Here is a 26009-nt window from a genome sequence, read left to right as displayed (position 1 = left end):
TTGATCACTCTCAAGGACAGCCGGGCCTCCTGCGGGGAGGCCCTGAGCGGCTAGTGTTGCAACTGCGGCAGATTGGCAAACAGCTGCAGTGCTTCCGGGTTGGCCAGTGCACTGAGATTATTCACCGGCTCGCCGTGAATCACGTTTTTCACCGCCAGTTCGACAATCTTGCCGCTGATGGTACGTGGAATATCCGCCACCGCGATGATGCGGGCCGGTACATGACGCGGGCTGGCACCGCGTTTGATCTGCTCGCGCAGCCGGTTGACCAGATCATCATCCAGCACATTCCCCTGTTGCAGCCGGACAAACAACACCACGCGCTCGTCGTCCTGCCAGCGCTGGCCCACGGCCAGGCTTTCCAGCACTTCCGGGAAGCTTTCCACCTGACGGTAGATTTCCGCGGTGCCGATACGCACCCCGCCCGGGTTGAGTACCGCGTCGGAACGGCCATAAATCACCATGCCGTTGTGGGCGGTGATTTCAGCGTAGTCACCGTGGCACCACACATTATCGAAGCGGCCAAAATAGGCCTGACGATATTTGCTGCCTTGCTCGTCCTGCCAGAACCCCACCGGCATGGAGGGGAAGGGGCGGGTGCATACCAGTTCGCCCTTTTCCTGCCGCACCGGCCTGCCGTAACTGTTGAAGATGTCCACCGCCATGCCCAGGCCACGGCATTGCAGCTCTCCACGGTATACCGGCAGGTTGGCACAACCCAGGGCAAAACAGGACACGATGTCAGTGCCACCGGAAATGGAGGCCAGATTGATGTCCTGCTTGATGTTGGCGTACACCCAGTCAAAGCTTTCCGCCATCAGGGGCGAGCCGGTAGAGAACATGGCGCGCAGCGCATCCAGCCGGTATTGCGTGGCAGGAGCCAGGTTGATCTTGCGCAGGCCGTCGATGTACTTGGCCGAGGTGCCAAACTGGGTGAATTGCCATTGCTGCGCATATTCCCACAGGATGTGTCCCTGATTGGCAAACGGCGAGCCGTCATACAGCATCAGCGCCGCGCCGCTGGCCAGGCCGGATACCAGCCAGTTCCACATCATCCAGCCGCAGGTGGTGAAGTAAAACAGGTGGTCGCCATGGTGAATGTCGGCGTGCAGCTGGTGCTCCTTCAGGTGCTGCAGCAAGGTGCCGCCAGTGCCATGCACGATGCACTTGGGTTTGCCGGTGGTGCCGCTGGAGTACAGGATGAACAGCGGATGGTTGAATTCCAGCCGGACAAACTGCAAGGGACGCGCAGCGAAGCGGGCAATGAAATCGTCCAGCGTGATGGTGCGCGGCAGGCTTTCGGCAAAGGCAGCGGTTTCGCCCAGATAGGGGACGGCAATGAACTGCTGCACCGAAGGCAGACCGGCTGCCAGCGCCTGCATCTTGTCGCGGATGTCGATCTGCTTGCCGCCATACCAGTAGCCATCCGGACAGAACAGCAGCTTGGGTTCGGTCTGACCGAAACGGTCGATGGCTCCGTCGGTGCCAAAGTCCGGTGAGCAACTGGTCCAGATGGCACCCAGGCTGGTGGCGGCCAGCATGGCGGCGATCGTTTCCGGCATATTGGGCAGGAAACCGGCCACGCGGTCGCCCGCCACAATGCCCGCAGCCTGCATGGCTTGCTGCAAGCGCGATACCAGCTGGCGCAGCTGCTGCCAGCTGTAGCGGGATTTGACCTTGTCTTCCCCCCAGAACACCAGGGCGGTGCCATCGCCATCGTGGCGCAGCAGGTTTTCCGCGTAATTGAGCCGCGCTTGCGGGAAGAAACGGGCCCCCAGCATGCTGTCGGCGTGTTCCAGTGCACAGTCGCCCTTGTCGCCCACTACCCCGCAGTAATCCCACACCAGTGCCCAGAAACGGCCCGGGTCGTCCACGCTGGCTTGCCACAGCGTCTGGTAGTCGGGCAGCGGGCGGTCGTAGGCCGCTGCGGCCAGACGGGTAAAGGCGTGCAGGTGGGAACCTGCAACACGTTCGGAGGATGGTTGCCAGATGGGCGGGGTGAGCTGTTGCATGGATCTCCTCTTTCTTTTCTTGCTTGCTTTTTTTGAGCCTGGCCGTGGCGGCTCAGTGGGCCGTTGCCATGGCCTGCGCCACCTTCGACGTGGGTGTGCGGCCCAGCAGTCCGGCGGCAAACCAGGCGGTTTGCACCAGTGTCGGCAAGTCTATGCCACAGTCCACGCCCAGGCCATGCATCAGGTACGCCACGTCTTCGGTGGCCACATTGCCGGATGCACCACGAGCATACGGGCAGCCGCCCAGCCCGGCAATCGAGGAATCGAATGTTCTGATACCAGCCTGAAAAGACGCATGAATATTGCTGATGGCCATGCCGTAAGTGTCGTGGAAGTGACCTGCCAGTTGTGTCATTGGCACAAGCTTGCTCACGGTATTCAGCATGTCCAGCACCCGGTTGGGCGTAGCGGTGCCGATGGTGTCGCCCAGTGAAATCTCGTAGCAGCCCATGTCCAGCAAGCGGGCGGCCACTTCTGCCACCTTGGCCGGGGCAATCGGCCCTTCGTAGGGGCAATCCACCACGCATGACACATAGCCGCGTACGCGGATGTTTTCACGCTGTGCCGTGGCCATCACGCTGTCAAAACGGGCCAGGCTTTCGGCGATGCTGGCATTGATGTTTTTCTGGCTGAAACTTTCACTGGCGGCACCAAACACGGCGATTTCGCGCACGCCAGCAGCCAGTGCCTGTTCCATACCCTTGTCGTTGGGCACCAGCACCGGGTAGTGGACCGGGCCGGACAAATCCAGCGCCTGCAGCACTTGCAGGCTGTCGGCCATTTGCGGCACCCATTTGGGCGAAACAAAAGCCCCGGCTTCTATGGTGGTGAGGCCGCAGGCGGCCAGACGGCGAATCAGCTCCAGCTTGCTGGCGGTATCCACCTGCTGTTTTTCGTTTTGCAGCCCGTCACGCGGGCCGACTTCGACGATTTTCACGGTTGGCATAGTGTGTTGTCCTCTTGCTCAGGCGGCGTCGAAGTCGAGCAACTCGTCGCCATCTCCTACCTGTTCGCCCGCGCCAAAGTAAAAGGCGTTTACTGTGCCGTCGGCAGGCGCATGGATGGTGTGTTCCATTTTCATTGCCTCCAGAATCAACAGCGGCTCACCCTTGCAAACCTGCTGCCCGCTACTGGCCAGCAAGGCCACCACCCTGCCGGGCATAGGCGCTTTCAAGTGGGTGGCACCATGCACTTCTTCGGCGCTGGCAGCATAGGGGTCGACCCATTCAACGCTATGCCGTTCTCCTTGCAGAAACAGCACACGTTGATTTTGCTGGCAGATAACGGTGGCACGTAGTTGCTGTCCGTTCAGCGTGATATGCCATTCGCCCTGTTGCAGTCTGGCCGTGGCCTGGAATGTCTGACCTGCCACCGTCACGGCAAAGCCGTGTTCCAGATGCCGCAGGCTGACACGGTGCAGGGTGTCACCGTGCATGAATTGCTGGACAGTTTCCAGCTGACCATTCAGTCGCCAGCCCGCATGCACCGGGTAGTCAGGCTGGCTGCCCAGCGTCTGGGCCAGTGCCAGTACGGCCAGCTGCGTGCTACTGGCCGGGACGGCCGGTGGCAGCAAGGTGTCCTGATAGCGGGCGATGAGCCCGGTATCCACTGCACCACTGGCAAAGCTGTGGTGCTGCACAATGCGGCGCAGGAAAGCGATATTGGTGGTGACACCGGCCACCTGATACTGCGCCAGTGCCGCGTCCAGCTGTTGCAAGGCGGCAGCCCGGTTTTCACCCCAGACAATCAGCTTGGCAATCATCGGGTCGTAGAAGGGGCTGATGCTGTCGCCTTGTTCCACCCCGGTATCGATGCGTACCTGTGCGCTTTCGGCAGGGGTGGCCAGGTGAATCAGCTGGCCGGTGGCGGGCAGGAAACCCTTGTCCGGGTCTTCCGCATAAATACGCGCCTCGATGGCGTGGCCGTGAATCTGCAGCTCGTCCTGCCGCAGCGGCAGGGGCTGACCGGCAGCCACTTGCAACTGCCAGGCTACCAGGTCCTGGCGGGTGATCATCTCGGTGACCGGGTGTTCCACCTGCAGGCGGGTGTTCATTTCCATGAAGTAAAAGTCGCCGGGGCGGCCGTCGTCCTGTACCGCCATGATGAATTCCACCGTCCCCGCCCCGACATAGCCCACCGCACGGGCGGCAGCGCAGGCGGCCTCGCCCATGGCTTGCCGGGTGCTGACCGGCAAATCCGGTGCCGGGGCTTCTTCCAGTACTTTCTGATGACGGCGCTGTACCGAACAATCACGCTCGAACAGGTAAACACAGCCTCCCAGGCTGTCGGCAAACACCTGGATTTCCACATGGCGCGACCGTGGCAGGTATTTCTCCACCAGCACCTTGTCGTCACCAAAGCTGGCGGCTGCTTCGCGCTGACAGGAGGCCAGCGCAGCGGCGAAATCCTCACTGCGCTCGACAATGCGCATGCCCTTGCCACCACCACCGGCGCTGGCCTTGATCAGTACCGGATAGCCGATGCGGTCGGCCTGCTGGTGCAGGAAATCCGGCTCCTGGCGCTCGCCGTGATAGCCGGGCACCAGCGGTACGGCCGCTTGTTCCATCAGTGCCTTGGCGGCAGATTTACTGCCCATGGCAGCAATGGCGCTGGCCGGCGGGCCGATGAAGGCAATGCCTGCGGTGGCGCAGGCGGCGGCAAAATCAGCGTTTTCCGACAAAAAACCATAACCGGGGTGGATGGCCTCGGCACCGCTCTGGCGGGCAATGTCCAGAATCAGCCCGGCCTTGAGATAGGATTCCGCCGCCGGAGCCGGACCCAGTCGCCAGGCTTCATCCGCCAGTCTGACAAAGCGGGCATCGGCATCGGCGTCGGAATAAACGGCAACAGTGGCAATGCCCAGCTGGCGCGCGGTCTTGATCACCCTACAAGCGATTTCGCCGCGGTTGGCAATAAGTATTTTCTTAAACATGGCAGTCTCCCGCGGCGAAATCGCCACGGCGCAGGTGCGCCGTCAAGCGATGTTGCTGCGCAGCTGCGCAGCCTTGCGGCTGCTGGTCACCGCGGTTGGCAATAAGTATTTTCTTGAACATGGCAGTGTCCTTATTGTTCTTGTTGCCAGGCGGGCGGGCGTTTGTCGAAGAAGGCAGCCAGCCCTTCGCGGGCTTCCGCACCGCTGCGGGTGCTGGCAATACGGCTGGCGGTGTCGGCCAGCAGCTCGTCATCCCAGGGCGAGCCTTCATGCAGCTCGGCCAGCAAATCCTTCGCGGCACCCAGCGCGCGTGGTGCGCCTTTGGCCAGTTCGCTGGCAATCTCGGTAATGCGTTGGTCCAGCGCGTCGGCAGCGACCACTTCATGCACCAGCCCGATACGGGCTGCGGTAGTAGCGTCGATACGCTCTGCCGACAGGAAGTAGCGCCGTGCCTGCCGCCAGCCGATGGCATCGGCCACATAGGGGCCGATGGTGGCCGGAATCAGCCCCAGCCGCACTTCGGTCAGGCCGAAGCGGGCGGCGTCGGTGGCAATGGCGATGTCACACACCGTGGCAAGGCCGGTGCCGCCGGCAATGGCCGGGCCGTGGATGCGGGCGATCACTGGCTTCTGGCTGCGGTAAATGGCCTTGAGCATGGCGGCCAGGCGCTGGGCATCGGCCAGGTTTTCCGCTTCGCTGTAGCCTGCGGCGCGGCGCATCCAGTCCAGGTCGGCCCCGGCGGAAAAGCTTTTGCCGTGACCGGCCAGCACGATGACGCGTACGCGGTCGTCCAGTTGTAGGGCTTTGAAGGCAGCCGTCAGCTCGGCAATCAGCGTTTCGTTCAGCGCATTGTGCAGTTCCGGGCGATTCATCCAGACGGTGGCGGTGCTGCCGCTGTGGCGGATATCGAGAGTCTGATACTGGCTCATGGCGCTTCCTTACATGCGGAACACGCCAAAGCGTGTTTTCTCGATGGGCGCGGACAGGGCGGCTTCCAATGCCAGGCTGAGGACATCGCGGGTCTGGGCCGGGTCGATCACCCCGTCGTCCCACAGCCGTGCGCTGGCGTAGTAAGGGTGGCCCTGGCGCTCGTATTGTTCGCGCACCGGTGCTTTCAGTGCTTCTTCCTGCTCGGCGGTAAAGGCCTCGCCCAGTTGTTCTTTCTTCACCTGTGCCAGCACCCCGGCTGCCTGTTCGCCACCCATCACCGAAATGCGGCTGTTAGGCCACATCCACAGCATGCGTGGGCTGTAAGCGCGGCCACACATGCCGTAGTTGCCAGCCCCGAAGCTGCCGCCTATCAGCACGGTGAACTTGGGCACGCTGGCGCAGGCCACGGCGGTGACCAGCTTGGCGCCATCCTTGGCAATGCCGCCGTTTTCATACTTCTTGCCCACCATGAAGCCGGTGATGTTCTGCAGGAAGATCAGCGGAATGCCGCGCTGGCAGCACAGTTCGACAAAGTGCGCACCCTTGAGGGCGGATTCGGAAAACAGGATGCCGTTATTGGCGATGATGCCCACGCGCCAGCCATTGAGCCGGGCAAATCCGGTTACCAGCGTGGTGCCGTAGTTTTGTTTGAATTCGTCAAAGTCGGAATCGTCCACCAGCCGGGCGATGATCTCGCGCACGTCGAAAGGCTTTTTCGGGTCGGCCGGAATCACGCCGTAGATTTCCTCGGCAGCGTGGCGCGGCGGTTTTGTTTCGATGCGGTCCAGCACGCCTTGTTTGTGCCAGTTAAGGTCGGCCACGATGCGGCGGGCAATGCCCAGCGCATGGGCGTCGTTCTGCGCCAGATGGTCGGCCACGCCGGAAATGCGGGTATGCACATCGCCGCCGCCCAGTTCTTCTGCGGTGACAACTTCGCCGGTAGCGGCCTTCACCAGCGGCGGACCACCCAGGAAGATTGTGCCTTGTTCCTTGACGATGACGGTTTCATCCGACATGGCCGGTACATAAGCGCCACCAGCGGTGCAGCTGCCCATTACCACGGCGATTTGCGGAATGCCGGCGGCGGACAGCTGGGCCTGGTTGTAGAAGATGCGGCCAAAGTGTTCCTTGTCCGGGAATACTTCGTCCTGCAGCGGCAGGAAGGCCCCGCCGGAATCCACCAGATAGACGCAGGGCAGGCGGTTTTCCTTGGCGATCTCTTGCGCGCGCAGATGCTTTTTCACCGTCATCGGGTAATAAGTACCGCCCTTGACCGTGGCATCGTTGGCGATGATCAGGCAGTCCACTCCGGCAATACGGCCTATGCCGCTGATCAGGCTGGCACCGGGCGCATCGTCGTTATACATGCCAAAGGCCGCCAGCTGGGACAGTTCCAGAAAGGGTGCGCCAGGGTCCAGCAGCAGGTTGATGCGCTCGCGCGGCAACAGCTTGCCACGGGCGGTGTGCTTTTCACGGGCTTTGTCACCGCCGCCCAGTGCCGCCGTGGCGACTTTCTGTTTCAAGTCATCCACCAGCGCACGCATCTTGTCGGCATTGGCCTGGAAGTCCGGTGCGCGGGGGGAGAGTTTGGATTCGATGACTGGCATGGAGAGCCTCTTGTTTTTGTGCCGATCCGTCAGGGTTTGCAAAGCGAAGTAAAGCAGAGCAAAACGAGGAGCGTGGAGAAAGCGGCTGAGGCAAGGCGCGCCGCCGCAGACAGTACATGAGGTACGGCCAAGCGGCGCAACGCTGGATCAGGCGTTTTATCCAGCTCCTAGCGCGTTTCCGCCATCAGTTCGCGGCCAATCAGCCAGCGGCGGATTTCGCTGGTGCCCGCGCCGATTTCATACAACTTGGCATCGCGCAGCAGGCGGCCAGTGGCATATTCATTGATATAGCCGTTGCCGCCCAGGCACTGGATGGCATCCAGCGCCATCTGGGTGGCGTTTTCAGCGGCGTACAGAATGGCCCCGGCAGCGTCCTTGCGGGTCTGGCGGCCGGCATCGCCCCGGTCCAGCGCCTGGCCGACGGCATAGACATAGGCGCGGCTGGCGGACAGCTTGACGTACATGTCGGCCAGCTTGCCCTGCATCAGCTGGAAGTCGCCAATGGCCTGGCCAAACTGTTTGCGGTCATTCAGATAGGGGACGACGATGTCCATGCAGGCCTGCATGATGCCCAGCGGGCCTGCCGACAGCACGGCGCGTTCGTAGTCCAGCCCGCTCATCAGCACTTTCACGCCATTGCCTTCGCCGCCCAGTACGTTCTCGGCCGGGATTTCACAGTTGTCGAAGAACAGCGGGTAGGTGTTGGAGCCGCGCATGCCCAGCTTGTCCAGCTTGCTGCCATGCGAGAAACCGGCAAAGCCTTTTTCCACGATAAAAGCCGTGATGCCCCTGGGCCCGGCGTTGACGTCGGTCTTGGCATACACCACCAGAGTGTCGGCATCGCCGCCGTTGGTAATCCACATCTTGCTGCCGTTCAGTACATAACGGTCGCCTTTTTTATCGGCGCGCAGCTTCATGCTGACCACATCGGAACCGGCATTGGGTTCGGACATGGCCAGCGCGCCCACGTGTTCGCCGGAAATCAGCTTGGGCAGGTAGCGGGCTTTCTGTTCGGCGCTGCCATTCTTGCGGATCTGGTTGACGCACAGATTGGAATGCGCGCCGTAGGAGAGGGCGACCGAGGCCGAGGCGCGGCTGATTTCTTCCATCACGATCATGTGGGCCAGATAACCCATATTGGCGCCACCGTATTCTTCTTCGGCGGTGATGCCCAGCAAGCCCAGGTCACCAAACTTGCGCCACAGGTCGGCCGGAAACAGGTTGTCACGGTCGATATCGGCGGCGCGCGGGGCGATTTCGGCGTCGGCAAAGTCCTTCACGCTCTGGCGCAACATGTCGTAAGTGTCGCCGTGGTCAAAACGCAGGCTGCTGTACATGGTGTTTCTCCTCGGTGCCGGTCGTGGCAGCTGTGCCTGACAGGCTATTGTGATGGTCGCGTTACTGCTTTGAATATTGAATTACGTTTACGTAAGCGTCAATAAGGTGAGGTAAAAAAACCTGCGCGAGGGCAGGTGTTCAGGCGGGAGTGTCGGCCTTGGTGGTCATCTGGTCGATCACGCCACGGCAGTGTTTTTCCAGTGCATCGATTTCTGCCAGCACCACGTCGATGTCACGCCGCTGTTCTTCCAGTTGCTCACGCCGGGCCACCAGCAAATGCAGCAGTTTGAGCGACTGGCTGGCTTCATCGCGGGCCAGATCATACAGATCAATGATTTCGCGTATTTCCGACAAGGACAGGCCAATGCGCTTGCCGCGCAGGATGAGCCGCAGGCGGGCACGGTCGCGGCGGGTGAACACGCGCTGGCGGCCATCGCGTTGCGGCTCGATCAGCCCTTGTTCCTCGTAAAAGCGGATGGTGCGCAGCGTGACGTCAAAATCACGCGCCAGATCCGAAATGGTGAAGACTTCCTGTTCTGTCATGGTATCTGCTTTCAGTATTTATACGGATTGTAGCGTTTTTCCCACGGCTTCTCATCATGATAGACGTATTACGTTTACGTAATCGTTAACTTGTGGGATTAATGCCAGAAAAATGGGCTGCGCCATGCAGCGTGGCTGCCGTCGCAAGGGAAACGACGCATCCGGATAAAGAGACCACCACAAGGAGACACACAATGCAGCACGCCAGCTACGTGCACGGAGCCAGTCAGCAGCCACTGATAGGCAAGACCATCGGCCAGATGTTTGACCAGGCCTGCCAGCAGCACGCCCAGCGGGATGCCCTGGTGGTACGCCAGCAAGGCATACGCTGGAGCTATGCCCAGTTACAGGAGCAAGTGGACCGGATGGCCTGCAGCCTGATGCGTCTGGGTCTTGAGCCGGGCGAGCGCATCGGCATCTGGTCGCAAAACAATGCCGAATGGGTGCTGACACAGTTTGCCACCGCCAAGGCCGGGCTGGTGCTGGTGAATATCAACCCGGCTTACCGCCGTGCCGAGCTGGAATATGCCATCAACAAGGTAGGTTGCCGCGCCCTGATTGCTTCGCCCAGCTTCAAGAGCAGCAATTACATCGAGATGCTGCAGGATTTGCTGCCGGAACTGGCGGACTGCCAGCCAGGGGAGCTCAAGGCCGCCCGCATGCCCCGGCTGGAATGGGTGATCCGCATGGGACAGCAGGCCACGCCGGGCATGCTGGGGTTTGCCGACTTGCTGTCCGAACCGACCCAGGCCGAGCGGATGGCATTGCAGCAGCTGGGCGAACGCCTGCAATTTGATGATGCCATCAATATCCAGTTTACCTCCGGCACCACCGGCAGCCCCAAGGGGGCCACGCTGTCGCATCACAATATTCTCAATAATGCCTTCTTTACCGGACAGGCCATGGGCTTCAGCCCGGCCGACCGGCTGTGCATCCCGGTGCCGCTGTACCACTGTTTTGGCATGGTGCTGGGCACGCTGACCTGCCTCACCCATGGGGCGTGCATGGTGTTTCCGGCGGAAAGTTTTGATGCACTCAGCGTACTGCAAACCGTGCAGGAAGAGCGCTGTACTGCGCTGCATGGCGTGCCCACCATGTTTATCGGCCTGCTGGACCACCCGCAGTTTGCACAATTCGACCTGTCCAGTCTGCGCACGGGCGTGATGGCCGGCAGCCCTTGTCCCATCGAGGTGATGAAACGCGTCACCACCCTGATGCACATGTCGCAAGTCACCATTGGTTACGGCATGACGGAAACCAGCCCGCTCAGCTTCCAGAGCAGTGCCGACACGCCACTGGACAAGCGCGTGTCCACGGTCGGGCAGGTGCATCCGCATGTGGAGGTCAAGATTGTCGATAACGATGGCCACATCGTGCCGCATGGCGAAACCGGCGAGCTGTTGACCCGTGGCTATTCGGTAATGCTGGGCTACTGGGACGACCCGCAGAAAACTGCCGACTCCATCGACAAGTCGGGGTGGATGCACAGCGGTGATCTGGCGGTGATGGATGCCGAGGGATATGTGAATATCGTTGGCCGGGTGAAGGACATGGTGATTCGTGGCGGGGAAAACATCTACCCGCGTGAGGTGGAGGAGTTCTTTTACCGTCATCCCAAGATTCAGGAAGTACAGGTGATTGGCGTGCCGGACGACCGCTTTGGCGAGGAACTGTGCGCCTGGATCAAGCTGCGTGATGGCGAAACCGCCAGCATCGACGACATGCGCGCCTTCTGCCAGGGCCAGATCGCCCATTACAAGATTCCGCGCTATATCGAATTTGTCGACAGCTTTCCCATGACCATTACCGGCAAGATCCAGAAATTCGTCATGCGCCAGCAAATGAAGGAAAAGCTGGGGCTGAACGACAGTCAGACCGCGTAAACGCAGATGGATCAAACTTTGTATGCACAGGCCCCGGCGAGACGGGGCTTTTTTCGCTACAATGCGCCCATTCAATCTGACCGCTAGGAGCGCACCATGACTGATATCGTATTCAATGACGCCGATCTGGCCCGGCTGGAACAGTTGCTGACGCCCCTGTCGATCAGTGGCAGCACCATGCGCCCGGACGAAGTACAAGGCTTCTTTGCCGCGCTGGCCAGCGGGCCGGATGCAGCCGACCGCAGCATGTGGCTGGCCGAAGTGCTGGGCGATGCCCCGGCTTTTGAAAATGCCGAAGAACAGGCCGAGCTGGAAGCCCTGCTGCAAAAGCTGTTTGATGTCACCGCCCATGTGCTGGCCGATGGCCGCGAGCTGGACCTCATCCTCTACGCCGACGAAGACGGCGACGACGATGAAGCCGACTACTGGCCGTGGTGCAATGCCTATCTGTACGCGCTGGACGTGGTGGATACCGACTGGTTCGAAGCAGCGGACGATGAAGGCTTCGAAGACTTGTTGATGCCGATTCTGGTGCTGGGCGGCATGTTCGAGGAAGAAGACGGCGAAGATCTGGTCACCTTTACCGACGAGGAAAAGGAAGACTGCAAGGAACAACTGCCCGAAGCGCTGATTGCCGTATTCAACTACTGGCGCGCCAAGGCCCAGGCCCCGTCCACCGTACGCCGTGAAGGCGACAAGGTAGGCCGTAACGACCCTTGCCCTTGCGGCAGCGGCAAGAAGTACAAGGCCTGCTGCGGCAGCAACTGAGTTTTCTGTCAGCCTGCGGGCTGGCAATGCCCACACCTAAAAGCCTCCGCAGGGAGGCTTTTTTATTTACCGTCCTGCATGGAAATGCTTCCCCCATTTACCTGGCCATTGTGCAGGACTGATCAAGGCAGGAAATAAAAATCTGCTGTTCTTCGCTTAGTGCTTCATGCTTGCGCGTCAAGATGCCAAAAGGCGGGAGTGGGATGTTTACCTTGATTGGCAAGATTTGCACGATGCCCATGTCCAGATAGTCTTTCATGGCGGATTCTGCTAACAGCATCACCGCATTGGTGCGTTGAATCAGTTGCAGCATAGAATAAACAGAATTGCTCTCGATAATATTGCCGGGTAAGGGCAGTGCGGCTTGCAGCAGATATTGCTCCAATGCCATGCGTGCCGGGCTGCTGGGTGCTTGTAATATCCATGGCCAGTCTCGTAGTAATACCGGCAATTCGATATGTTGCTGTTGTAATAATATATGGTTTTTAGCCACCGCCAGTCGCAATATTTCATTACCCAATGGCCGAAAATTGAAGGCTGCATCTTCAGTTTCCGGGCTGCGCCGGGCAATGGCCAGGTCGATGCGTCCTTGCTCCAGCAAGCGGACCACTTCGTCGCTGGTGTCTCCCATCACACGAATGCACAGGCGGGGTCTTTCCTGTTTCAAACGCGAAATGGCTGCCATGATCTGCTCTGGTGCGGCACCCATGATGGCACCCACTGACAAGTAACCAAATCCTTCTTTCTTCTGCAGTGCCAGCGTCTCCATACAGCCTTCCAGATGGTGCAGGCTGCGCGTAGCGAATTTGACCAGCTCCATGCCCAGTGGGGTAGGCAGCATGCCATGCGGCAGACGCTCGAACAGCCGGCAGTCAAACATATCCTCGATTTCCTGCAACATGCGGCTGGCCGCTGGTTGCGACATATACATGCCTTCCGCTGTCCGTTTCATATTCTGGCTATTGCCCAATAACACCAGCATTTGCAAATGCTTGTAACGCAGGCGTTGCATTAAATGGCGGAATTGTGGTGATGCGCGGGTGGCTGTTTTACTCATAAGCAAAAGGTATTGCCTGTTAATTAAAAGTAATTGGATGGTTTGGTGAGTATGACGTAGTTTTGCCGTTACCGCATTTTTGCTGCCAGGTAGTAAATGGTTTGCTGTTTATCAAGCTGATTTAACAGCTAGCTCCTTGAGTGGAATTCGGCTTGTTTGTGTCGGATTTTTATTAGTGGCTTAAATTAATTTCGCAAGATATTCCTGCTGATTCACTCTGGGTCTTGGTTATTTCTGATCCGGATGAATGGGGATATTCAATATCGGAGTAGTGCGTCATGAAGCAAATTCCAGTCATCAAACACGTCCGTGCTTTTACCTTGCGTGGAGGCGGTGCGGATTATCACGATCAGGCCGATGGCCACTGGATAGACGACCACATCGCCACCCCCATGTCCAAATACCCGGCCTACCGGCAGAGCCGGCGCAGCTTTGGCATCAATGTGCTGGGCACCCTGGTGGTGGAAGTTGAGGACAGCGCTGGCAATGTCGGCTTTGCCGTGACCACGGGTGGCGAGCCGGCAGCCTTTATTGTCGAGCGCCACCTGGCACGTTTCGTGGAAGGCGCCAGAGTCTGCGACATCGAGCGCATCTGGGACCAGATGTACCACGGCACCCTGTTTTACGGACGCAAGGGCCTGGTGCTCAATGCCATCTCCGGGGTGGATCTGGCCTTGTGGGATTTGCTGGGCAAGGTGCGGCAGGAGCCGGTATACCAGTTGCTGGGAGGGGCGGTACGCGATGAGCTGCAGTTTTACGCGACAGGTGCGCGGCCAGACCTCGCCCGTGAAATGGGCTTCATCGGCGGCAAAATGCCGCTGCACCACGGGCCGGCCGAGGGGGAAAACGGCCTGCAACAAAACCTGGCCTTGCTGGCCAGCATGCGCGAGCGGGTAGGCCCGGACTTTTGGCTGATGTTCGACTGCTGGATGAGCCTGGACCTGAACTACGCCACTCGTCTGGCACATGCTGCGCAAGAGCATGGCCTGAAGTGGGTAGAAGAAGCCTTGCCGCCAGACGACTACTGGGGCTATGCCGCCTTACGGCAGCAATTGCCTCCCGGCATGTTGTGCAGCACTGGCGAACACGAGGCCACACGCTGGGGTTTTCGCATGCTGCTGGAAATGGGCTGCTGCGACATTATCCAGCCCGATGTCGGCTGGTGCGGTGGTATCACCGAGCTGCTGAAAATCTCGGCACTGGCCGATGCACATCAGGCGCTGGTGATTCCGCATGGCTCCAGCGTGTACAGCTATCATTTTGTCGCCACCCGTCACAACAGCCCGTTTGCCGAATTCCTGATGATGGCGCCGCAGGCCGATCAGGTAGTGCCGATGTTCAGTCCGCAGCTATTGCACGAACCGGTACCGGAAAAAGGGCGCATGCCCATTTCGCGGCTGGATCGCCCCGGCTTCGGCGTGGAGCTCAATCCGGCCTGCGCCTTGCATCGCCCCTACCTGCACACACCGGGAGGCTGAGATGACGCATGGACAAGCACTTTGCACCCTGGCGTTCCGCATGCAGTTGTATCCCGGTCAGGCTGATGAGTATCAACGGCGTCATGCCGCCATCTGGCCGGAACTGAGAACCGCGCTGCTGGACGCGGGCATTGTCGAGTACCGCATTTTTCATGATGCCAACGATGACGCCTTGTTTGCCGTGTTGTACTGCCAGCAGCCAGCCCGGCTGGCTGAACTGCCCAGCCTGCCTGTGATGCAGCAATGGTGGGCCTATATGGCCGACATCATGGTGACCCAGCCGGACCTCGCGCCGGTACAACATGCTTTGCACAGCATGTTTGTGCTGAGCCTGGGGGAGGTAGCGCCATGCGCATCGTAGACGCCCATTGCCATTTCTGGTGGCTGGAAGGAAATCACTATCCCTGGCTGACCCGGCGCAAGCCCAATCTGTTGGGAGATTACGCCGCGCTGGCACGTGACTTCCTGTTGCGAGACTTGCGCCAGCTGGCCGAGCAGTCCGACATCGAGCTGGTGGGTGTGGTGCATATCGAAGCCAATGCGGCGGATGCGCTGGAGGAAACCCGCCAGCTGGAGCACATGCTTGACTTGTCCGCTCAGACCCTGCCGCTTGCCTTATTGCCATTTGTGGATCTGGCCAGCCCGCAGGTAGCGAACCAGCTGGCCCGGCAACTGGCAGCCTCAACCCGGGTGCGGGGTGTGCGTCAGATTCTGAATGTCCATGCCGATCCGCAGTTCGATTATGTCGGTCGCCATTACATGCGCGAGCCGCAATGGCAGCAGGGTATGGCACTGCTGGAACGCCACGGCCTGATCTTCGAATTACAAATCTACCCCTCACAAATGCTGGAAGCTGCCGCGCTGGCCAGACGTTATCCGGGAGTGCGCTTTGCGCTGAATCATGCCGGCATGTATGTGGATCGGCATGCGCCTGCTGGCTGGCGCGCGTGGCGGGATGGCATGCGTGCTCTGGCAGCCTGCCCGAATGTTCAGGTAAAGCTGAGCGGTTTTGGCATGCTGGATCATCACTGGACGCAGGACAGTCTGCGGCCGCTGGTGTACGAAGCCATCGACGCCTTTGGCAGTGCTCGCTGCATGTTTGCTTCCAATTTTCCGGTGTGCAGCCTGTACACCTCCTACCGCAGGCTATGGCAGGCCTATGACAATTTGCTGGAGCAGGCAGCCGCACATGAGCGTCGTGCCATGTTTGCCGACAACGCCTGGCATTTTTACCAATTGGGAGACTAGCCAGATGGCCATCATTTTGCTGGGTTTGCTATTTCATTTTATCGGCTCGTTTTCGTCCGCCAGTTTCTATCTGCCCTATCGCAGCGTCCGGCAGTGGTCCTGGGAAAACTTCTGGCTGCTGGGCGGCTTGTTTTCCTGGCTGATTGCCCCGTGGCTGGCCATTGCCCTGACCATTCCGGCCTTTACTTCCATTCTGGAGGAGGCAGACGGCGGGACACTGGGCTGGACTTACTTCTTTGGCGTGTTATGGGGCATCGGTGGCCTTACCTTTGGCCTGACCATGCGCTATATCGGGCTGTCGCTGGGCATGTCCATCATCATGGGCCTGACATCCGCCCTGGGCGCCTTGATGCCACCCTTGTTCAACGATCTGACCGGTAATACCGAAGGGCTGCGCCTAAGCCATATGCTGCTCAGCAACGGCGGTCGGATGGTATTGCTGGGCGTGCTGGGCTCGCTGATCGGCATTGTGTTGTGCGGGCTGGCTGGCATGCGCAAGGAGCGTGAAGTCGATCTGGCGACCAAGCAAAGTGCGGTCAGGGAATTCAACATGAAAAAGGGCATCGCTGTCGCACTGGTGTCCGGTTGCCTGAGTGCCTGTTTCAGCTACGGCATTAACGCGGGCAAACCGTTGGCCCTTGCTGCCGTGGCACAGGGCGCCAATTCCCTGTTCATGAACAATCTGACCTTTGCCGTCATCATGCTCGGTGGCCTCACCACCAATGCGCTGTGGTGTCTGTACCTGTCCTTGCGTCATCGCAGTCTGGGCGAGTTCGTCAATCGCAACACCCCCTTGCTGCGCAATTACCTGTTGTGTGCACTGGGTGGCTTGCTGTGGTATCTGCAGTTTTTCTTCTACGGCATGGGCGAGAGCCGCTTGCATAACCCCACCAGTTCCTGGGTGCTGCACATGTCTTTCATCATCCTGATTTCCAATCTCTGGGGCGTCTGCCTGGGCGAATGGCGTGGCACGGCAGCCCAAACACGCCGCATCCTGTTGCTGGGCATCGTGGTCATCATTGCCGCCATCGGCCTGGTGGGTTTTGGTAGTGCCAGCCATTAAGCATGGCTGACACAAAAGGAGTATTCCTGGCCCTTGCCTGGCCAGTGTTTGTGGCAGGTGCGGGGCAAGGGATTGCTGTTGCACATCGGGCTTGTATCGCCGGTATTTCTGAGGAGACAAAGCGATGTTGTTAGCAGGTAAGCGTGTGGTGATTACCGGGGCATCCCGTGGTATTGGGCGGGCCATTGCACTGGGCTGTGCCCGTCACGGGGCGGATGTGATGCTGGGCCACAGTGGCCGCAGCAGTGCGGATGACATCCTGACACTGCGTCACCAGATTGAGGTCCTGGGGCGCAAGGTGGCCGATCAGGCGGGGGATATTGGCGACCCGGACACCGGTGCCGCGCTGATTGCCATGGCGGTGGAGCATTTGGGTGGGGTGGATGTCTTCATCAGCAATGCAGGCATCTGTCCTTTCCATGCCTTTCTGGACATGCCGCACGAGACCTATTACCGCACGGTGAATACCAATCTCAACGGAGCCTATTTTGTCGTACAGGCGGCAGCGCGGCAGATGCAGCAACAGGGTGAAGGCGGCGCCATCATTGCGGTCAGCTCCATCAGTGCGCTGGTGGGCGGTGGCATGCAAACCCACTACACCCCTACCAAAGCCGGTTTGCTGTCGCTGATGCAGTCCTGCGCCATTGCTCTGGGTCCGTTTGGCATCCGCTGCAATGCCTTGCTGCCCGGCACCATAGAAACCGACATCAACCGGCAGGATCTGGCCGACCCGCACAAGCGCAGTTATATGCAAAACCGCATTCCGCTGGGGCGGCTGGGGCAACCGGAGGATCTGGTCGGCCCGGCGGTATTCCTGGCCTCAGACATGGCACGTTACGTCACCGGCGCCAGCCTGCTGGTGGATGGTGGCATGTATGTCAATCTGCAATAGGAGTTGCCCATGCAGCTGCCAAGCAATCATTTCAAATCTGCCTTAAGGCAGGTGTCCTCAACGACACCCTTGTATGGCATCTGGGCCGGGATGGCCTCCGCCTATAGCGCGGAAGTCCTGGCTACCACCGGCCATGACTGGATCTTGCTGGATGGTGAACATGCTCCCAATACCGTGCCGACCTTATTAGGGCAGCTGCAGGTGCTGGCGGCTTATCCCGTCGATCCGGTGGTCCGCATCCCGCATGGCGACCCTGCCTTGATCAAGCAGGTGCTGGATATCGGCGCACAAACCCTGATGGTACCGATGGTGGAGAGCGCAACGCAGGCTGCAGCCCTGGTGCGGGCCATGCGCTATCCACCAGCGGGGATACGCGGTGTCGGTGGCGGGTTGATTCGTGCCACCCGCTGGGATGCGGTGGCGGATTACATAGCGCAGGCTGAGCAGGCGCTTTGCCTGGTGGTACAGATCGAATCTTCACTCGGGGTGGAAAATGCGGCGCAGATCGCCGCTGTGGAAGGGGTGGATGCCATTTTTATCGGCCCGGCCGACTTATCCACCAGCCTGGGCTACGCAGGCAATGCCAGCCATGCCGACGTCCAGCACAGCATCCGCCACGTCATTGACAGCTGCCTGGCGCAGGGCAAGGGCTGCGGCATTCTGGCGCCCAATGAGCAGGATGCCCGCCGTTATGCCGAGTGGGGTTGCAGCTTTATTGCCATCAGCATCGATATCCCGCTGCTGCGTCAGGCTGCGCTGGCCAGCCTGGCACGTTTTGGCGCACATCCTTTTGGCGCACATCCTTTACCTGCCTCCGGCACGCAAGGCTATTAGCCATCCCTCGGCACACTGGCCGCTTTTTTGCAGCTGCCATGCCGACATGATTGTTCAGGAGCATTCCGATGTCTGAAATTCAGCAATTGCGTCATTTCATCAATGGCCGTTTTATCCAAGGGGACGGATACCACGCAGTGACAAATCCGGCCAATGGCCAGATGCTGGCTTATTCTCCGCAGGCCTCGGCGCAGCAGGTGGCAGAGGCCTTGAGCGCAGCCCGTGCCGCCCAGCGTGACTGGGCTGCGTGCCCGGCCATCGAGCGTGCCGGCTTTTTACGCAGTATTGCGCACTTGATTCGTCAGCAAGTGGAAGTCCTTGCGCACACCATCACCGCTGAACAAGGCAAAACCCTGGCGCTGGCCAAGGTTGAAGTGTGCTTCACGGCCGATTACCTGGACTACATGGCCGAATGGGCCAGACGCATTGAAGGAGAAGTCATCAGCAGCGACCGGCCGGGCGAGCAGATTTTTCTGCTACGCAAGCCCTTGGGCGTGGTGGCAGGCATCCTGCCCTGGAATTTTCCTTTCTTTCTGATTGCCCGCAAGATGGCTCCGGCCCTGTTGATGGGCAATAGCATCGTGATCAAGCCCAGCGAGGAAACGCCGATTAACTGCCATTTGTTCAGCCAGCTGGTGGCGCAGTCCGGCTTGCCCGCCGGCGTGTTCAATGTGTTGTACGGTCAGGGGCAGACCAGGGCTGACATGGCTGGCAGCGCGGATGTCGACATGATCAGTTTTACCGGTAGCGTGGCGACCGGTGCGCGCATTGCGGCAGCGGCGGCCCCGCATATCACCAAGTTGAATCTGGAGCTGGGTGGCAAGGCACCGGCCATCGTACTGGCCGATGCTGATCTTGATCTGGCGGCGAGGGCAATCCACGCTTCACGCATCATCAATACTGGCCAGGTGTGCAATTGCGCAGAGCGGGTGTATGTCGAGCGCAAGGTGGCGGATGCCTTCATCGACAAGGTGGCCAGCGCCATGGCGGCAACCCGTTATGGCGATCCGCTGGCGCTGCCGGATATCGACATGGGACCGCTGATCAACCGCCAGGCACTGGAGCGGGTGCTGGCAAAAGTGAGGCAGGCGATGCAGCAGGGGGCGCAGCTGATTACCGGTGGTCAGGTGGCGGATCTAGGGACTGGATTCCATTTCCAGCCTACGGTGCTGGCTGGCTGCCATGGGCAGATGGACGTCATGCAGCAAGAGATATTCGGCCCGGTATTGCCAATACAGGTGGTGGACAGCCTGGAGGAGGCCATTGCCCTGGCCAATGATTCCGAGTATGGCCTGACTTCATCCGTGTATACCCGCGATCTGGCCAAGGCGATGCAGGCGATGCGTGAACTGGATTTCGGCGAAACCTATATCAACCGGGAGAACTTTGAAGCGATGCAAGGCTTCCATGCCGGGGTACGCAAATCCGGCATTGGTGGGGCTGACGGCAAGTATGGCCTGTACGAGTACACGCATAGCCATATGGTGTATTTGCAGGCCTGACTTGTATCTGGGCAGAGATATGCCTTCCCGCACTTCCCGGTTTCATGCAAAAAGCATGGCAGCATATGGTGGTTTTGATTAAAATGAAAATGAGAGTACGAGCTCTCTTTTTTTCATTCCTTTATTGATAAGCCCGGTTTTCCGGGCTTTTTTTTGTTTTCCGACCGCCACTTGGCGGCAATCGGGCAAAAAAAACGGCCCGGATGGGCCGTGCAAAGGGTAGAGCCAGCAATCAATCAGAAAGCGAAGTATTCTTCGTCCAGCGACATCAGCGGTGCTGCACCACTCTTGATGCGCGCCAGCAGGGTATGCACTTCGGGGAAGAGTTTGGCCATGTAGAAGCGACCGGTGGCAATCTTGGCCTGGTAGAAAGCATCATCGCCCTTGCCCAGGCTGGCATGTGCCACTTCAGCCATGCGCGCCCATAGCCAGGCATAGCTCAGATGGCCGATCAGGCGCAGGTAGTCGGTAGCGGCTGCACCGGCTTCGTCCTTGTTCTGCAGGCTGGCCATGCCCACGCCCATGGTCACTTCGCCCACGTCCTTCATCAGCTTGGCAAGTGGCGCGATGTATTCGGCCAGCTTGTCATTGCCTTCATTGGCCTGGCAGAACTGGTGAATCTGCTTGGTGAACTTGCGCAGTTTCTGGCCCTGATCGAGTAATACCTTGCGGCCCAGCAGGTCGATGGCCTGGATGCCATTGGTACCTTCGTAAATTTGCGAAATACGGCAGTCGCGCACCAGCTGTTCCATACCCCATTCGCGAATGAAGCCGTGGCCACCGAATACCTGCATGCCCATATTGGCGGCTTCAAAGCCGTTATCGGTCATGAAGGCCTTGGCTACCGGGGTGAGCAGGGCGACCAGATCGGCCGCATCCTGGCGTTGCGAGGCATCCGGGTGCTTGTCCTCGATATCCAGCTGCAAGGCCAGCAGGGCGGTCAGTGCACGGCCTGCTTCGGTATAGGCTTTCTGGGTCAGCAGCATGCGGCGCACGTCCGGATGCACAATGATGGGGTCGGCCGGCTTGTCCGGGCATTTGTTGCCGGTGAGCGCGCGCATTTGCAGACGTTCGCGAGCATAAGCCAGTGCGCCCTGGAAAGACGCTTCGCCAATGCCCAGACCCTGCATGCCGCAGCCCAGACGCGCCGCGTTCATCATGGTGAACATGCAGGACAGGCCCTTGTTGGCCTCACCAATCAGATAGCCGCGCGCGCCATCCAGATTGATCACCGCCGTGGCATTGGCCTTGATGCCCATCTTGTGTTCCAGGCTGCCGCAGGCTACCGGATTGCGGCTGCCATCAGCATGGTATTTCGGCACGATGAACAGCGAGATGCCTTTCACGTCCTTAGGTGCATCCGGCAAGCGGGCCAGCACCAGGTGGATGATGTTGTCGGACATGTCATGCTCGCCGGCGGAGATGAAGATCTTGGTGCCGGTAATGCGGTAGCTGCCATCGGCATTGGGCTCGGCACGGGTTTTCAGCAGGCCAAGATCGGTGCCGCAGTGCGGTTCGGTCAGGCACATGGTGCCGGTCCAGCTGCCATCCACCAGACGCGGCAGATAAGTGGCTTTCTGTTCTTCGGTGCCATGGGCATGGATCGCGGCATATGCGCCATGCGACAGACCGGGGTACATCGACCAGGCCACATTGGACGAACATTGCATTTCCATCACCGGAAAAGCCAGCGACTTGGGCATGCCCTGGCCGCCGTAGGCCGGGTCACAGTCCAGCGCCGGAAAGCCCAGCTCACAATACTGCTTGTAAGCTTCCTTAAAGCCGGGCGGGGTGGTGACGGCCTTGGTGCTGGGGTCGAACTGGCAGCCTTCTTCATCGGCCTGACGGTTCAGTGGTGCCAGCTCGCTTTCACAGAACTGGGCAGCGGCTTCCAGATAGGAAGTAAAAATGTCCTGGGTGGCTTCTTCATAGCCGGGCAGCTGCGGGATGATGTCCTGCACCTTGATCAGTTCGTTCAGTACGAAGTCAAAGTCGCGCAATGGTGCTTTGTATGCGGGCATGGTGTTTCTCCTGTAGGTTGCGCTGCCCGGGTTTTCCGGGTCGAATAGCCGTGTAAGCAAGGCGGTTTCAATGCGTACGCTTAATTCAAACGCTTGTTTAAATTATTCCGTCAGCTTTGACAACATCTTTTAGCGGCAGGCTGCTGCTGGTGTGGCATTACGACAACGGGAAGCATCATCTTCATGTCAGCTTTGCGAAAACTGCTGCAACGTGTCAGCCAAGGGCGTCACCACTTGTTGCAACGTCCCGGACTGCGTTGGCTGGAGCCGCTGCTGGATCAACCGGCGTGCTGGGCATTGAACCGGCGCAAAGTGGCACGCGGCGTTGCACTGGGGCTGGCTACCGGTTTGTTGCCCGGCCCGCCCAAACGGCTATCCACCTTGTTGTTGGCGTTCTGCCTGAAAGTGAATGTGCCGGCAGCCCTGCTGGCTACGTTGTACAGCAACCCGCTCACCATCCTGCCGCTTTATTTTCTGGCTTATTCCTGTGGACTGCTGTTACTGGGTGACCCCACTACAGGTACAATGAGCCAGCCTCCACTGTGGGAGAACCAGACCCTGTGGCAATGGGGCAGTCAGTTGCTGAACTGGTTGCTGCTGTTGGGCTGGCCGCTCTTGTTGGGCTTGTTGGTTCTGGGGCTGTTGTTGTCGGTGACTGGCTATGTGCTGGTAATGCTGGGATGGCGCTGGGTGGTCGTGCGTAACTGGAAGAAAAGAAAGGCAGCACGTGGATCTTGTTGAAAAGCAATTGCAGACAGCACTGGTGTACGAAGGAGGCTTTCTTCAAGTACACAAGGACAAGGTATTGCTGCCCGATGGTGCGGAGGCTAGTCGCGAGTACATCCTGCACCCTGGCGCGGTTGCCATTCTGGCGCTGACGGCAGACCGCCAGTTGGTACTGGAACGTCAATACCGTTACCCGGCCGGCCGCGTGTTTGTGGAAATTCCGGCTGGCAAGATAGACCCCAACGAAGCCCCGGCACTGACCGCCAGACGCGAACTACTGGAGGAAACCGGCTATCGTGCTGGCCGCTGGCTGCATCTGGGCACCGCGTATCCTTGCATTGGTTATTCCAACGAGCAGATCAGCTACTACCTGGCCGAGGATCTGGAACTGGGTGAGCGCGAACTGGATGAAGGCGAGTTTCTGGAAGTGTTCACCCTGCCACTGGAGCAGGTAATGCAGATGACACTGAGCGGTGAAATCTGCGACAGCAAGTCCATTGTCGGCCTGCATTGGCTGGCCGCCCATCTGGACGGGAGATTGCCTGGTGCCGCCGTTTGATCCCTACCATGAACGGCGTGGTGCGCGCCGCTTGCAGATGGGCTGCAAGGCACGCATCAAGTCCCTGCACACCGGTGAAACGCATTATGGCGAGTGTGTCGACTTGTCGGTAGATGGCATGGCCTTTCGCTGCTCCTACGTTCCCCAGCATGGCGAACGCCTGTCGGTGATTGTGCTGGCCCCTGCCGTGGGCGGTTTACCGGGCAAGCCGCTGGAGGCAGAAGTGGAAGTCAGGCGCTGCAACGAGGTAAAGCGCGGCCAGGTTTACGAGATTGGTACGCGCATCATCCTGCGCAAAAGCTGAAACAGCTGCTTACAAATTGATACATCTGTAAAAACCCCAGTACTTTTAGTCGGGGTTTTTTTATGTCTTTGATTTTAAAAGATAAAAATATTGCCATGCTAATGGGAAACGCTTTTTACAAAGTTTTTTCTTTAGTCATGATAAGAAAATTCACTATCTAATTCAGACACTTATATAAATTTTTTAGTGTTTTCAATTGTTTTATTGCTTTTGTTCTTGCTCTTCCCAGCATGTGCTATACCCAAAAAAAGAGAATCTGAAAGCCAGTCAGTACTCTAATTTTTGCAAGGGGACGGCGGGTGCATTGCGCACACCGTGTGGCCCTCTGCAACCAGCCAGGAGAGAGCCATGCACCCGGATATCTTGAGCCACTACGCCTCCCGTTACGACAAAACCCGTGAAGAGGAATACACCATCCAGGAATATCTGGAGATCTGCAAGCGTGATCCCTCTGCCTATGCCACCGCCTCCGAGCGCATGCTGGCGGCCATAGGCGAACCAGAGCTGGTGGATACCCGCCACGACCAGCGTTTGTCGCGTATTTTCTCCAATAAGGTCATCAAGGTTTACCCTGCCTTCCGTGAGTTTTACGGCACCGAAGAGGTGATCGAGCAGGTGGTGGCCTATTTCCGCCATGCCGCCCAGGGGTTGGAAGAGAAGAAACAGATTCTCTACCTGCTGGGGCCGGTGGGTGGTGGCAAGTCTTCCATTGCTGAAAAGCTGAAAGAGCTGATGGAGCAAGTGCCGTTCTATTGCCTGAAAGGCAGCCCACTGAACGAGTCGCCACTGGGCCTGTTCAATGTGGAAGAAGACGGTGCCATCCTGGAAGAAGAATTCGGCATTCCGCGCCGTTACCTCAAAACCATTCCCAGCCCGTGGGCGGTAAAACGTCTGCACGAGTTCAATGGTGATATCGGCCAGTTCAAGGTAGTGAAGCGCTATCCGTCGGTGCTGCGCCAGATTGCCGTGGCCAAGACTGAACCGGGTGACGAAAACAACCAGGACATCAGCTCGCTGGTGGGCAAGGTGGACATCCGCAAACTGGAGAAATATGCCCAGGACGACCCGGATGCCTACAGCTACTCCGGTGGCCTCTGCCTGGCCAACCAGGGCTTGCTGGAATTCGTGGAAATGTTCAAGGCCCCCATCAAGGTGCTGCACCCGCTGCTGACGGCCACCCAGGAAAGCAACTTCAAGGGCACGGAAGGTTTTGGCGCGATTCCGTTTGATGGCATCGTGCTGGCCCACTCCAATGAGTCGGAGTGGAAACAATTCCGCAACAACAAGAACAACGAGGCCTTCCTCGACCGTATTTACATCGTCAAGGTGCCGTACTGCCTGCGCGTGACCGAAGAGATCAAGATCTACGACAAGCTGATCCGCAACTCTTCGCTGGGCAATGCGCCGTGCGCACCGGGAACGCTGAAGATGATGGCCCAGTTTGCCATCCTGTCGCGCCTGAAAGAGCCGGAAAACTCCAGCCTGTTCAGCAAGATGCAGGTGTACGACGGTGATAACCTGAAAGACACCGACCCCAAGGCCAAATCGCTGCAGGAATACCGCGACTATGCCGGGGTGGACGAAGGCATGAACGGGCTTTCCACCCGCTTTGCCTACAAGATTTTGTCCAAGGTGTTCAACTTTGATAATCAGGAAGTAGCCGCCAACCCGGTGCATCTGTTGTATGTGCTGGAGCAGCAGGTGGAACGCGAGCAGTTCCCGGCCGAGCAGGAGCAGAAGTACCTGACTTTCCTGAAAGAGTATCTGGCACCGAAGTATGTCGAGTTCATCGGCAAGGAAATCCAGACAGCTTATCTGGAAAGCTACTCGGAATACGGGCAGAACATTTTCGACCGCTATGTCACCTTCGCCGACTACTGGATTCAGGACCAGGAATACCGCGATCAGGACACCGGCGAAATCTTCGACCGTACCTCGCTCAATGGCGAACTGGAGAAAATCGAAAAACCGGCCGGAATTTCCAATCCCAAGGACTTCCGCAACGAAATCGTCAACTTCGTGCTGCGGGCGCGGGCCAATAACGGTGGCAAGAACCCGACCTGGACCAGCTATGAAAAACTGCGCACGGTGATCGAGAAGAAGATGTTCTCCAATACCGAAGAGTTGCTGCCGGTGATTTCTTTCAATGCCAAGGCCAGCGTGGAAGATGCCAAGAAGCACGAAGACTTCGTCAACCGCATGGTGGAAAAGGGCTATACCGCCAAGCAGGTGCGCCTGTTGTGCGAATGGTATCTGCGGGTACGCAAGTCCTCCTGACCAAGCCGTGCTTGCCGGGTGCGTGCACCCGGCAT

General features: G+C 58.9%; 22 protein-coding genes. 13 read left to right on the top strand and 9 right to left on the bottom strand.

The window, feature by feature from the left end; all coding sequences use genetic code 11:
• Positions 1 to 50 precede the first annotated feature (50 nt).
• From HWX34_RS01615 to HWX34_RS01585, 7 genes are all read right to left on the bottom strand, one after another.
• Positions 51 to 2012, bottom strand: a complete 1962-nt coding sequence (locus HWX34_RS01615) for an acetoacetate--CoA ligase (protein ID WP_178970690.1) — start codon at positions 2010 to 2012, stop codon at positions 51 to 53.
• A gap of 52 nt (positions 2013 to 2064) precedes the next feature.
• A complete protein-coding gene (locus tag HWX34_RS01610) occupies positions 2065 to 2958 on the bottom strand; it encodes a hydroxymethylglutaryl-CoA lyase (protein ID WP_178970689.1) in 894 nt (297 codons plus the stop codon).
• An 18-nt stretch (positions 2959 to 2976) separates the two neighbouring features.
• Positions 2977 to 4944 (bottom strand): acetyl/propionyl/methylcrotonyl-CoA carboxylase subunit alpha, encoded by a 1968-nt coding sequence (locus HWX34_RS01605; protein WP_178970688.1) that lies wholly within the window; start codon positions 4942 to 4944, stop codon positions 2977 to 2979.
• Positions 4945 to 5075: 131 nt separating this feature from the next.
• Positions 5076 to 5873: an enoyl-CoA hydratase/isomerase family protein gene (locus HWX34_RS01600; RefSeq protein ID WP_178970687.1), complete on the bottom strand. Its 798-nt coding sequence runs from the start codon at positions 5871 to 5873 to the stop codon at positions 5076 to 5078.
• Positions 5874 to 5882: 9 nt separating this feature from the next.
• Complete coding sequence (locus tag HWX34_RS01595; protein ID WP_178970686.1) at positions 5883 to 7481, bottom strand: carboxyl transferase domain-containing protein; 1599 nt, start codon at positions 7479 to 7481, stop codon at positions 5883 to 5885.
• Between the two features lie 167 nt (positions 7482 to 7648).
• Positions 7649 to 8818 (bottom strand): isovaleryl-CoA dehydrogenase, encoded by a 1170-nt coding sequence (locus HWX34_RS01590; protein ID WP_178970685.1) that lies wholly within the window; start codon positions 8816 to 8818, stop codon positions 7649 to 7651.
• A gap of 139 nt (positions 8819 to 8957) precedes the next feature.
• Positions 8958 to 9362 (bottom strand): MerR family DNA-binding transcriptional regulator, encoded by a 405-nt coding sequence (locus tag HWX34_RS01585; RefSeq protein WP_159878513.1) that lies wholly within the window; start codon positions 9360 to 9362, stop codon positions 8958 to 8960.
• Positions 9363 to 9556: 194 nt separating this feature from the next.
• Between HWX34_RS01585 and HWX34_RS01580 the strand changes: the two genes are divergently transcribed.
• Together HWX34_RS01580 and HWX34_RS01575 are read left to right on the top strand one after the other, a co-directional pair.
• Entirely contained in the window at positions 9557 to 11245 is a 1689-nt protein-coding gene (locus tag HWX34_RS01580; RefSeq protein WP_178970684.1) for an AMP-binding protein, read from the top strand.
• 96 nt (positions 11246 to 11341) lie between these two features.
• Positions 11342 to 12013 carry a YecA family protein gene (locus tag HWX34_RS01575; protein WP_178970683.1) on the top strand — a complete coding sequence of 224 codons (672 nt, stop codon included), beginning with the start codon at positions 11342 to 11344 and terminating at the stop codon, positions 12011 to 12013.
• A gap of 97 nt (positions 12014 to 12110) precedes the next feature.
• Here HWX34_RS01575 and HWX34_RS01570 read toward each other — a convergent pair whose 3' ends face one another.
• Entirely contained in the window at positions 12111 to 12995 is an 885-nt protein-coding gene (locus tag HWX34_RS01570; RefSeq protein ID WP_218645012.1) for a LysR family transcriptional regulator, read from the bottom strand.
• 353 nt (positions 12996 to 13348) lie between these two features.
• Between HWX34_RS01570 and rhmD the strand changes: the two genes are divergently transcribed.
• From rhmD to aldA, 7 genes are all read left to right on the top strand, one after another.
• Entirely contained in the window at positions 13349 to 14548 is a 1200-nt protein-coding gene (rhmD, locus tag HWX34_RS01565) for an L-rhamnonate dehydratase (RefSeq protein ID WP_178970681.1), read from the top strand.
• 40 nt (positions 14549 to 14588) lie between these two features.
• Complete coding sequence (locus HWX34_RS01560) at positions 14589 to 14909, top strand: L-rhamnose mutarotase (protein ID WP_218645011.1); 321 nt, start codon at positions 14589 to 14591, stop codon at positions 14907 to 14909.
• Positions 14897 to 15796 (top strand): amidohydrolase, encoded by a 900-nt coding sequence (locus HWX34_RS01555; protein ID WP_178970679.1) that lies wholly within the window; start codon positions 14897 to 14899, stop codon positions 15794 to 15796. The genes HWX34_RS01560 and HWX34_RS01555 overlap by 13 nt, the downstream gene beginning before the upstream one ends.
• Before the next feature lie 4 nt (positions 15797 to 15800).
• Positions 15801 to 16859, top strand: a complete 1059-nt coding sequence (gene rhaT / locus HWX34_RS01550) for an L-rhamnose/proton symporter RhaT (protein WP_178970678.1) — start codon at positions 15801 to 15803, stop codon at positions 16857 to 16859.
• A gap of 124 nt (positions 16860 to 16983) precedes the next feature.
• The gene (locus HWX34_RS01545) at positions 16984 to 17751 is read left to right on the top strand and encodes an SDR family NAD(P)-dependent oxidoreductase (RefSeq protein ID WP_178970677.1); all 768 of its coding nucleotides are present in this window, start codon (positions 16984 to 16986) and stop codon (positions 17749 to 17751) included.
• A 9-nt stretch (positions 17752 to 17760) separates the two neighbouring features.
• Positions 17761 to 18585 (top strand): HpcH/HpaI aldolase/citrate lyase family protein, encoded by an 825-nt coding sequence (locus tag HWX34_RS01540; RefSeq protein ID WP_178970676.1) that lies wholly within the window; start codon positions 17761 to 17763, stop codon positions 18583 to 18585.
• 77 nt (positions 18586 to 18662) lie between these two features.
• Entirely contained in the window at positions 18663 to 20087 is a 1425-nt protein-coding gene (aldA, locus tag HWX34_RS01535) for an aldehyde dehydrogenase (protein WP_370459654.1), read from the top strand.
• A gap of 236 nt (positions 20088 to 20323) precedes the next feature.
• On the opposite strand, the gene HWX34_RS01530 is transcribed toward aldA, so the two are convergent.
• Positions 20324 to 22108, bottom strand: a complete 1785-nt coding sequence (locus tag HWX34_RS01530) for an acyl-CoA dehydrogenase C-terminal domain-containing protein (RefSeq protein WP_178970674.1) — start codon at positions 22106 to 22108, stop codon at positions 20324 to 20326.
• A gap of 183 nt (positions 22109 to 22291) precedes the next feature.
• On the opposite strand from HWX34_RS01530, the gene HWX34_RS01525 reads away from it, so the two are divergent.
• The 4 genes from HWX34_RS01525 (at position 22292) to HWX34_RS01510 (ending at position 25974) form a co-directional block, all read left to right on the top strand.
• Positions 22292 to 22849 (top strand): DUF2062 domain-containing protein, encoded by a 558-nt coding sequence (locus HWX34_RS01525; protein ID WP_178970673.1) that lies wholly within the window; start codon positions 22292 to 22294, stop codon positions 22847 to 22849.
• Positions 22836 to 23393, top strand: coding sequence for an NUDIX hydrolase (locus HWX34_RS01520; protein WP_178970672.1), 558 nt, complete (start codon positions 22836 to 22838; stop codon positions 23391 to 23393). The genes HWX34_RS01525 and HWX34_RS01520 overlap by 14 nt, the downstream gene beginning before the upstream one ends.
• Complete coding sequence (locus HWX34_RS01515; protein WP_178970671.1) at positions 23380 to 23697, top strand: PilZ domain-containing protein; 318 nt, start codon at positions 23380 to 23382, stop codon at positions 23695 to 23697. Before HWX34_RS01520 ends, HWX34_RS01515 begins: the two co-directional genes overlap by 14 nt.
• 348 nt (positions 23698 to 24045) lie before the next feature.
• Positions 24046 to 25974, top strand: a complete 1929-nt coding sequence (locus tag HWX34_RS01510) for a PrkA family serine protein kinase (RefSeq protein ID WP_045847133.1) — start codon at positions 24046 to 24048, stop codon at positions 25972 to 25974.
• Positions 25975 to 26009 lie beyond the last annotated feature (35 nt).

It is taken from the genome of Aquitalea sp. LB_tupeE (assembly GCF_013391415.1).
Classification (GTDB): domain Bacteria; phylum Pseudomonadota; class Gammaproteobacteria; order Burkholderiales; family Chromobacteriaceae; genus Aquitalea.
Note: the sequence above shows the minus strand (reverse complement) of the source record. Positions and strands in the feature narration are given on the sequence as shown.

Bases quoted from the DNA above. Each gene is read 5' to 3' on its own strand.
- HWX34_RS01615 (WP_178970690.1), bottom strand. From the start codon at position 2,012: ATGCAACAGCTCACCCCGCCCATCTGGCAACCATCCTCCGAACGTGTT.
- HWX34_RS01610 (WP_178970689.1), bottom strand. From the start codon at position 2,958: ATGCCAACCGTGAAAATCGTCGAAGTCGGCCCGCGTGACGGGCTGCAA.
- HWX34_RS01605 (WP_178970688.1), bottom strand. From the start codon at position 4,944: ATGTTTAAGAAAATACTTATTGCCAACCGCGGCGAAATCGCTTGTAGG.
- HWX34_RS01600 (WP_178970687.1), bottom strand. From the start codon at position 5,873: ATGAGCCAGTATCAGACTCTCGATATCCGCCACAGCGGCAGCACCGCC.
- HWX34_RS01595 (WP_178970686.1), bottom strand. From the start codon at position 7,481: ATGCCAGTCATCGAATCCAAACTCTCCCCCCGCGCACCGGACTTCCAG.
- HWX34_RS01590 (WP_178970685.1), bottom strand. From the start codon at position 8,818: ATGTACAGCAGCCTGCGTTTTGACCACGGCGACACTTACGACATGTTG.
- HWX34_RS01585 (WP_159878513.1), bottom strand. From the start codon at position 9,362: ATGACAGAACAGGAAGTCTTCACCATTTCGGATCTGGCGCGTGATTTT.
- HWX34_RS01580 (WP_178970684.1), top strand. From the start codon at position 9,557: ATGCAGCACGCCAGCTACGTGCACGGAGCCAGTCAGCAGCCACTGATA.
- HWX34_RS01575 (WP_178970683.1), top strand. From the start codon at position 11,342: ATGACTGATATCGTATTCAATGACGCCGATCTGGCCCGGCTGGAACAG.
- HWX34_RS01570 (WP_218645012.1), bottom strand. From the start codon at position 12,995: ATGCTGGTGTTATTGGGCAATAGCCAGAATATGAAACGGACAGCGGAA.
- rhmD (WP_178970681.1), top strand. From the start codon at position 13,349: ATGAAGCAAATTCCAGTCATCAAACACGTCCGTGCTTTTACCTTGCGT.
- HWX34_RS01560 (WP_218645011.1), top strand. From the start codon at position 14,589: ATGCAGTTGTATCCCGGTCAGGCTGATGAGTATCAACGGCGTCATGCC.
- HWX34_RS01555 (WP_178970679.1), top strand. From the start codon at position 14,897: ATGCGCATCGTAGACGCCCATTGCCATTTCTGGTGGCTGGAAGGAAAT.
- rhaT (WP_178970678.1), top strand. From the start codon at position 15,801: ATGGCCATCATTTTGCTGGGTTTGCTATTTCATTTTATCGGCTCGTTT.
- HWX34_RS01545 (WP_178970677.1), top strand. From the start codon at position 16,984: ATGTTGTTAGCAGGTAAGCGTGTGGTGATTACCGGGGCATCCCGTGGT.
- HWX34_RS01540 (WP_178970676.1), top strand. From the start codon at position 17,761: ATGCAGCTGCCAAGCAATCATTTCAAATCTGCCTTAAGGCAGGTGTCC.
- HWX34_RS01530 (WP_178970674.1), bottom strand. From the start codon at position 22,108: ATGCCCGCATACAAAGCACCATTGCGCGACTTTGACTTCGTACTGAAC.
- HWX34_RS01525 (WP_178970673.1), top strand. From the start codon at position 22,292: ATGTCAGCTTTGCGAAAACTGCTGCAACGTGTCAGCCAAGGGCGTCAC.
- HWX34_RS01510 (WP_045847133.1), top strand. From the start codon at position 24,046: ATGCACCCGGATATCTTGAGCCACTACGCCTCCCGTTACGACAAAACC.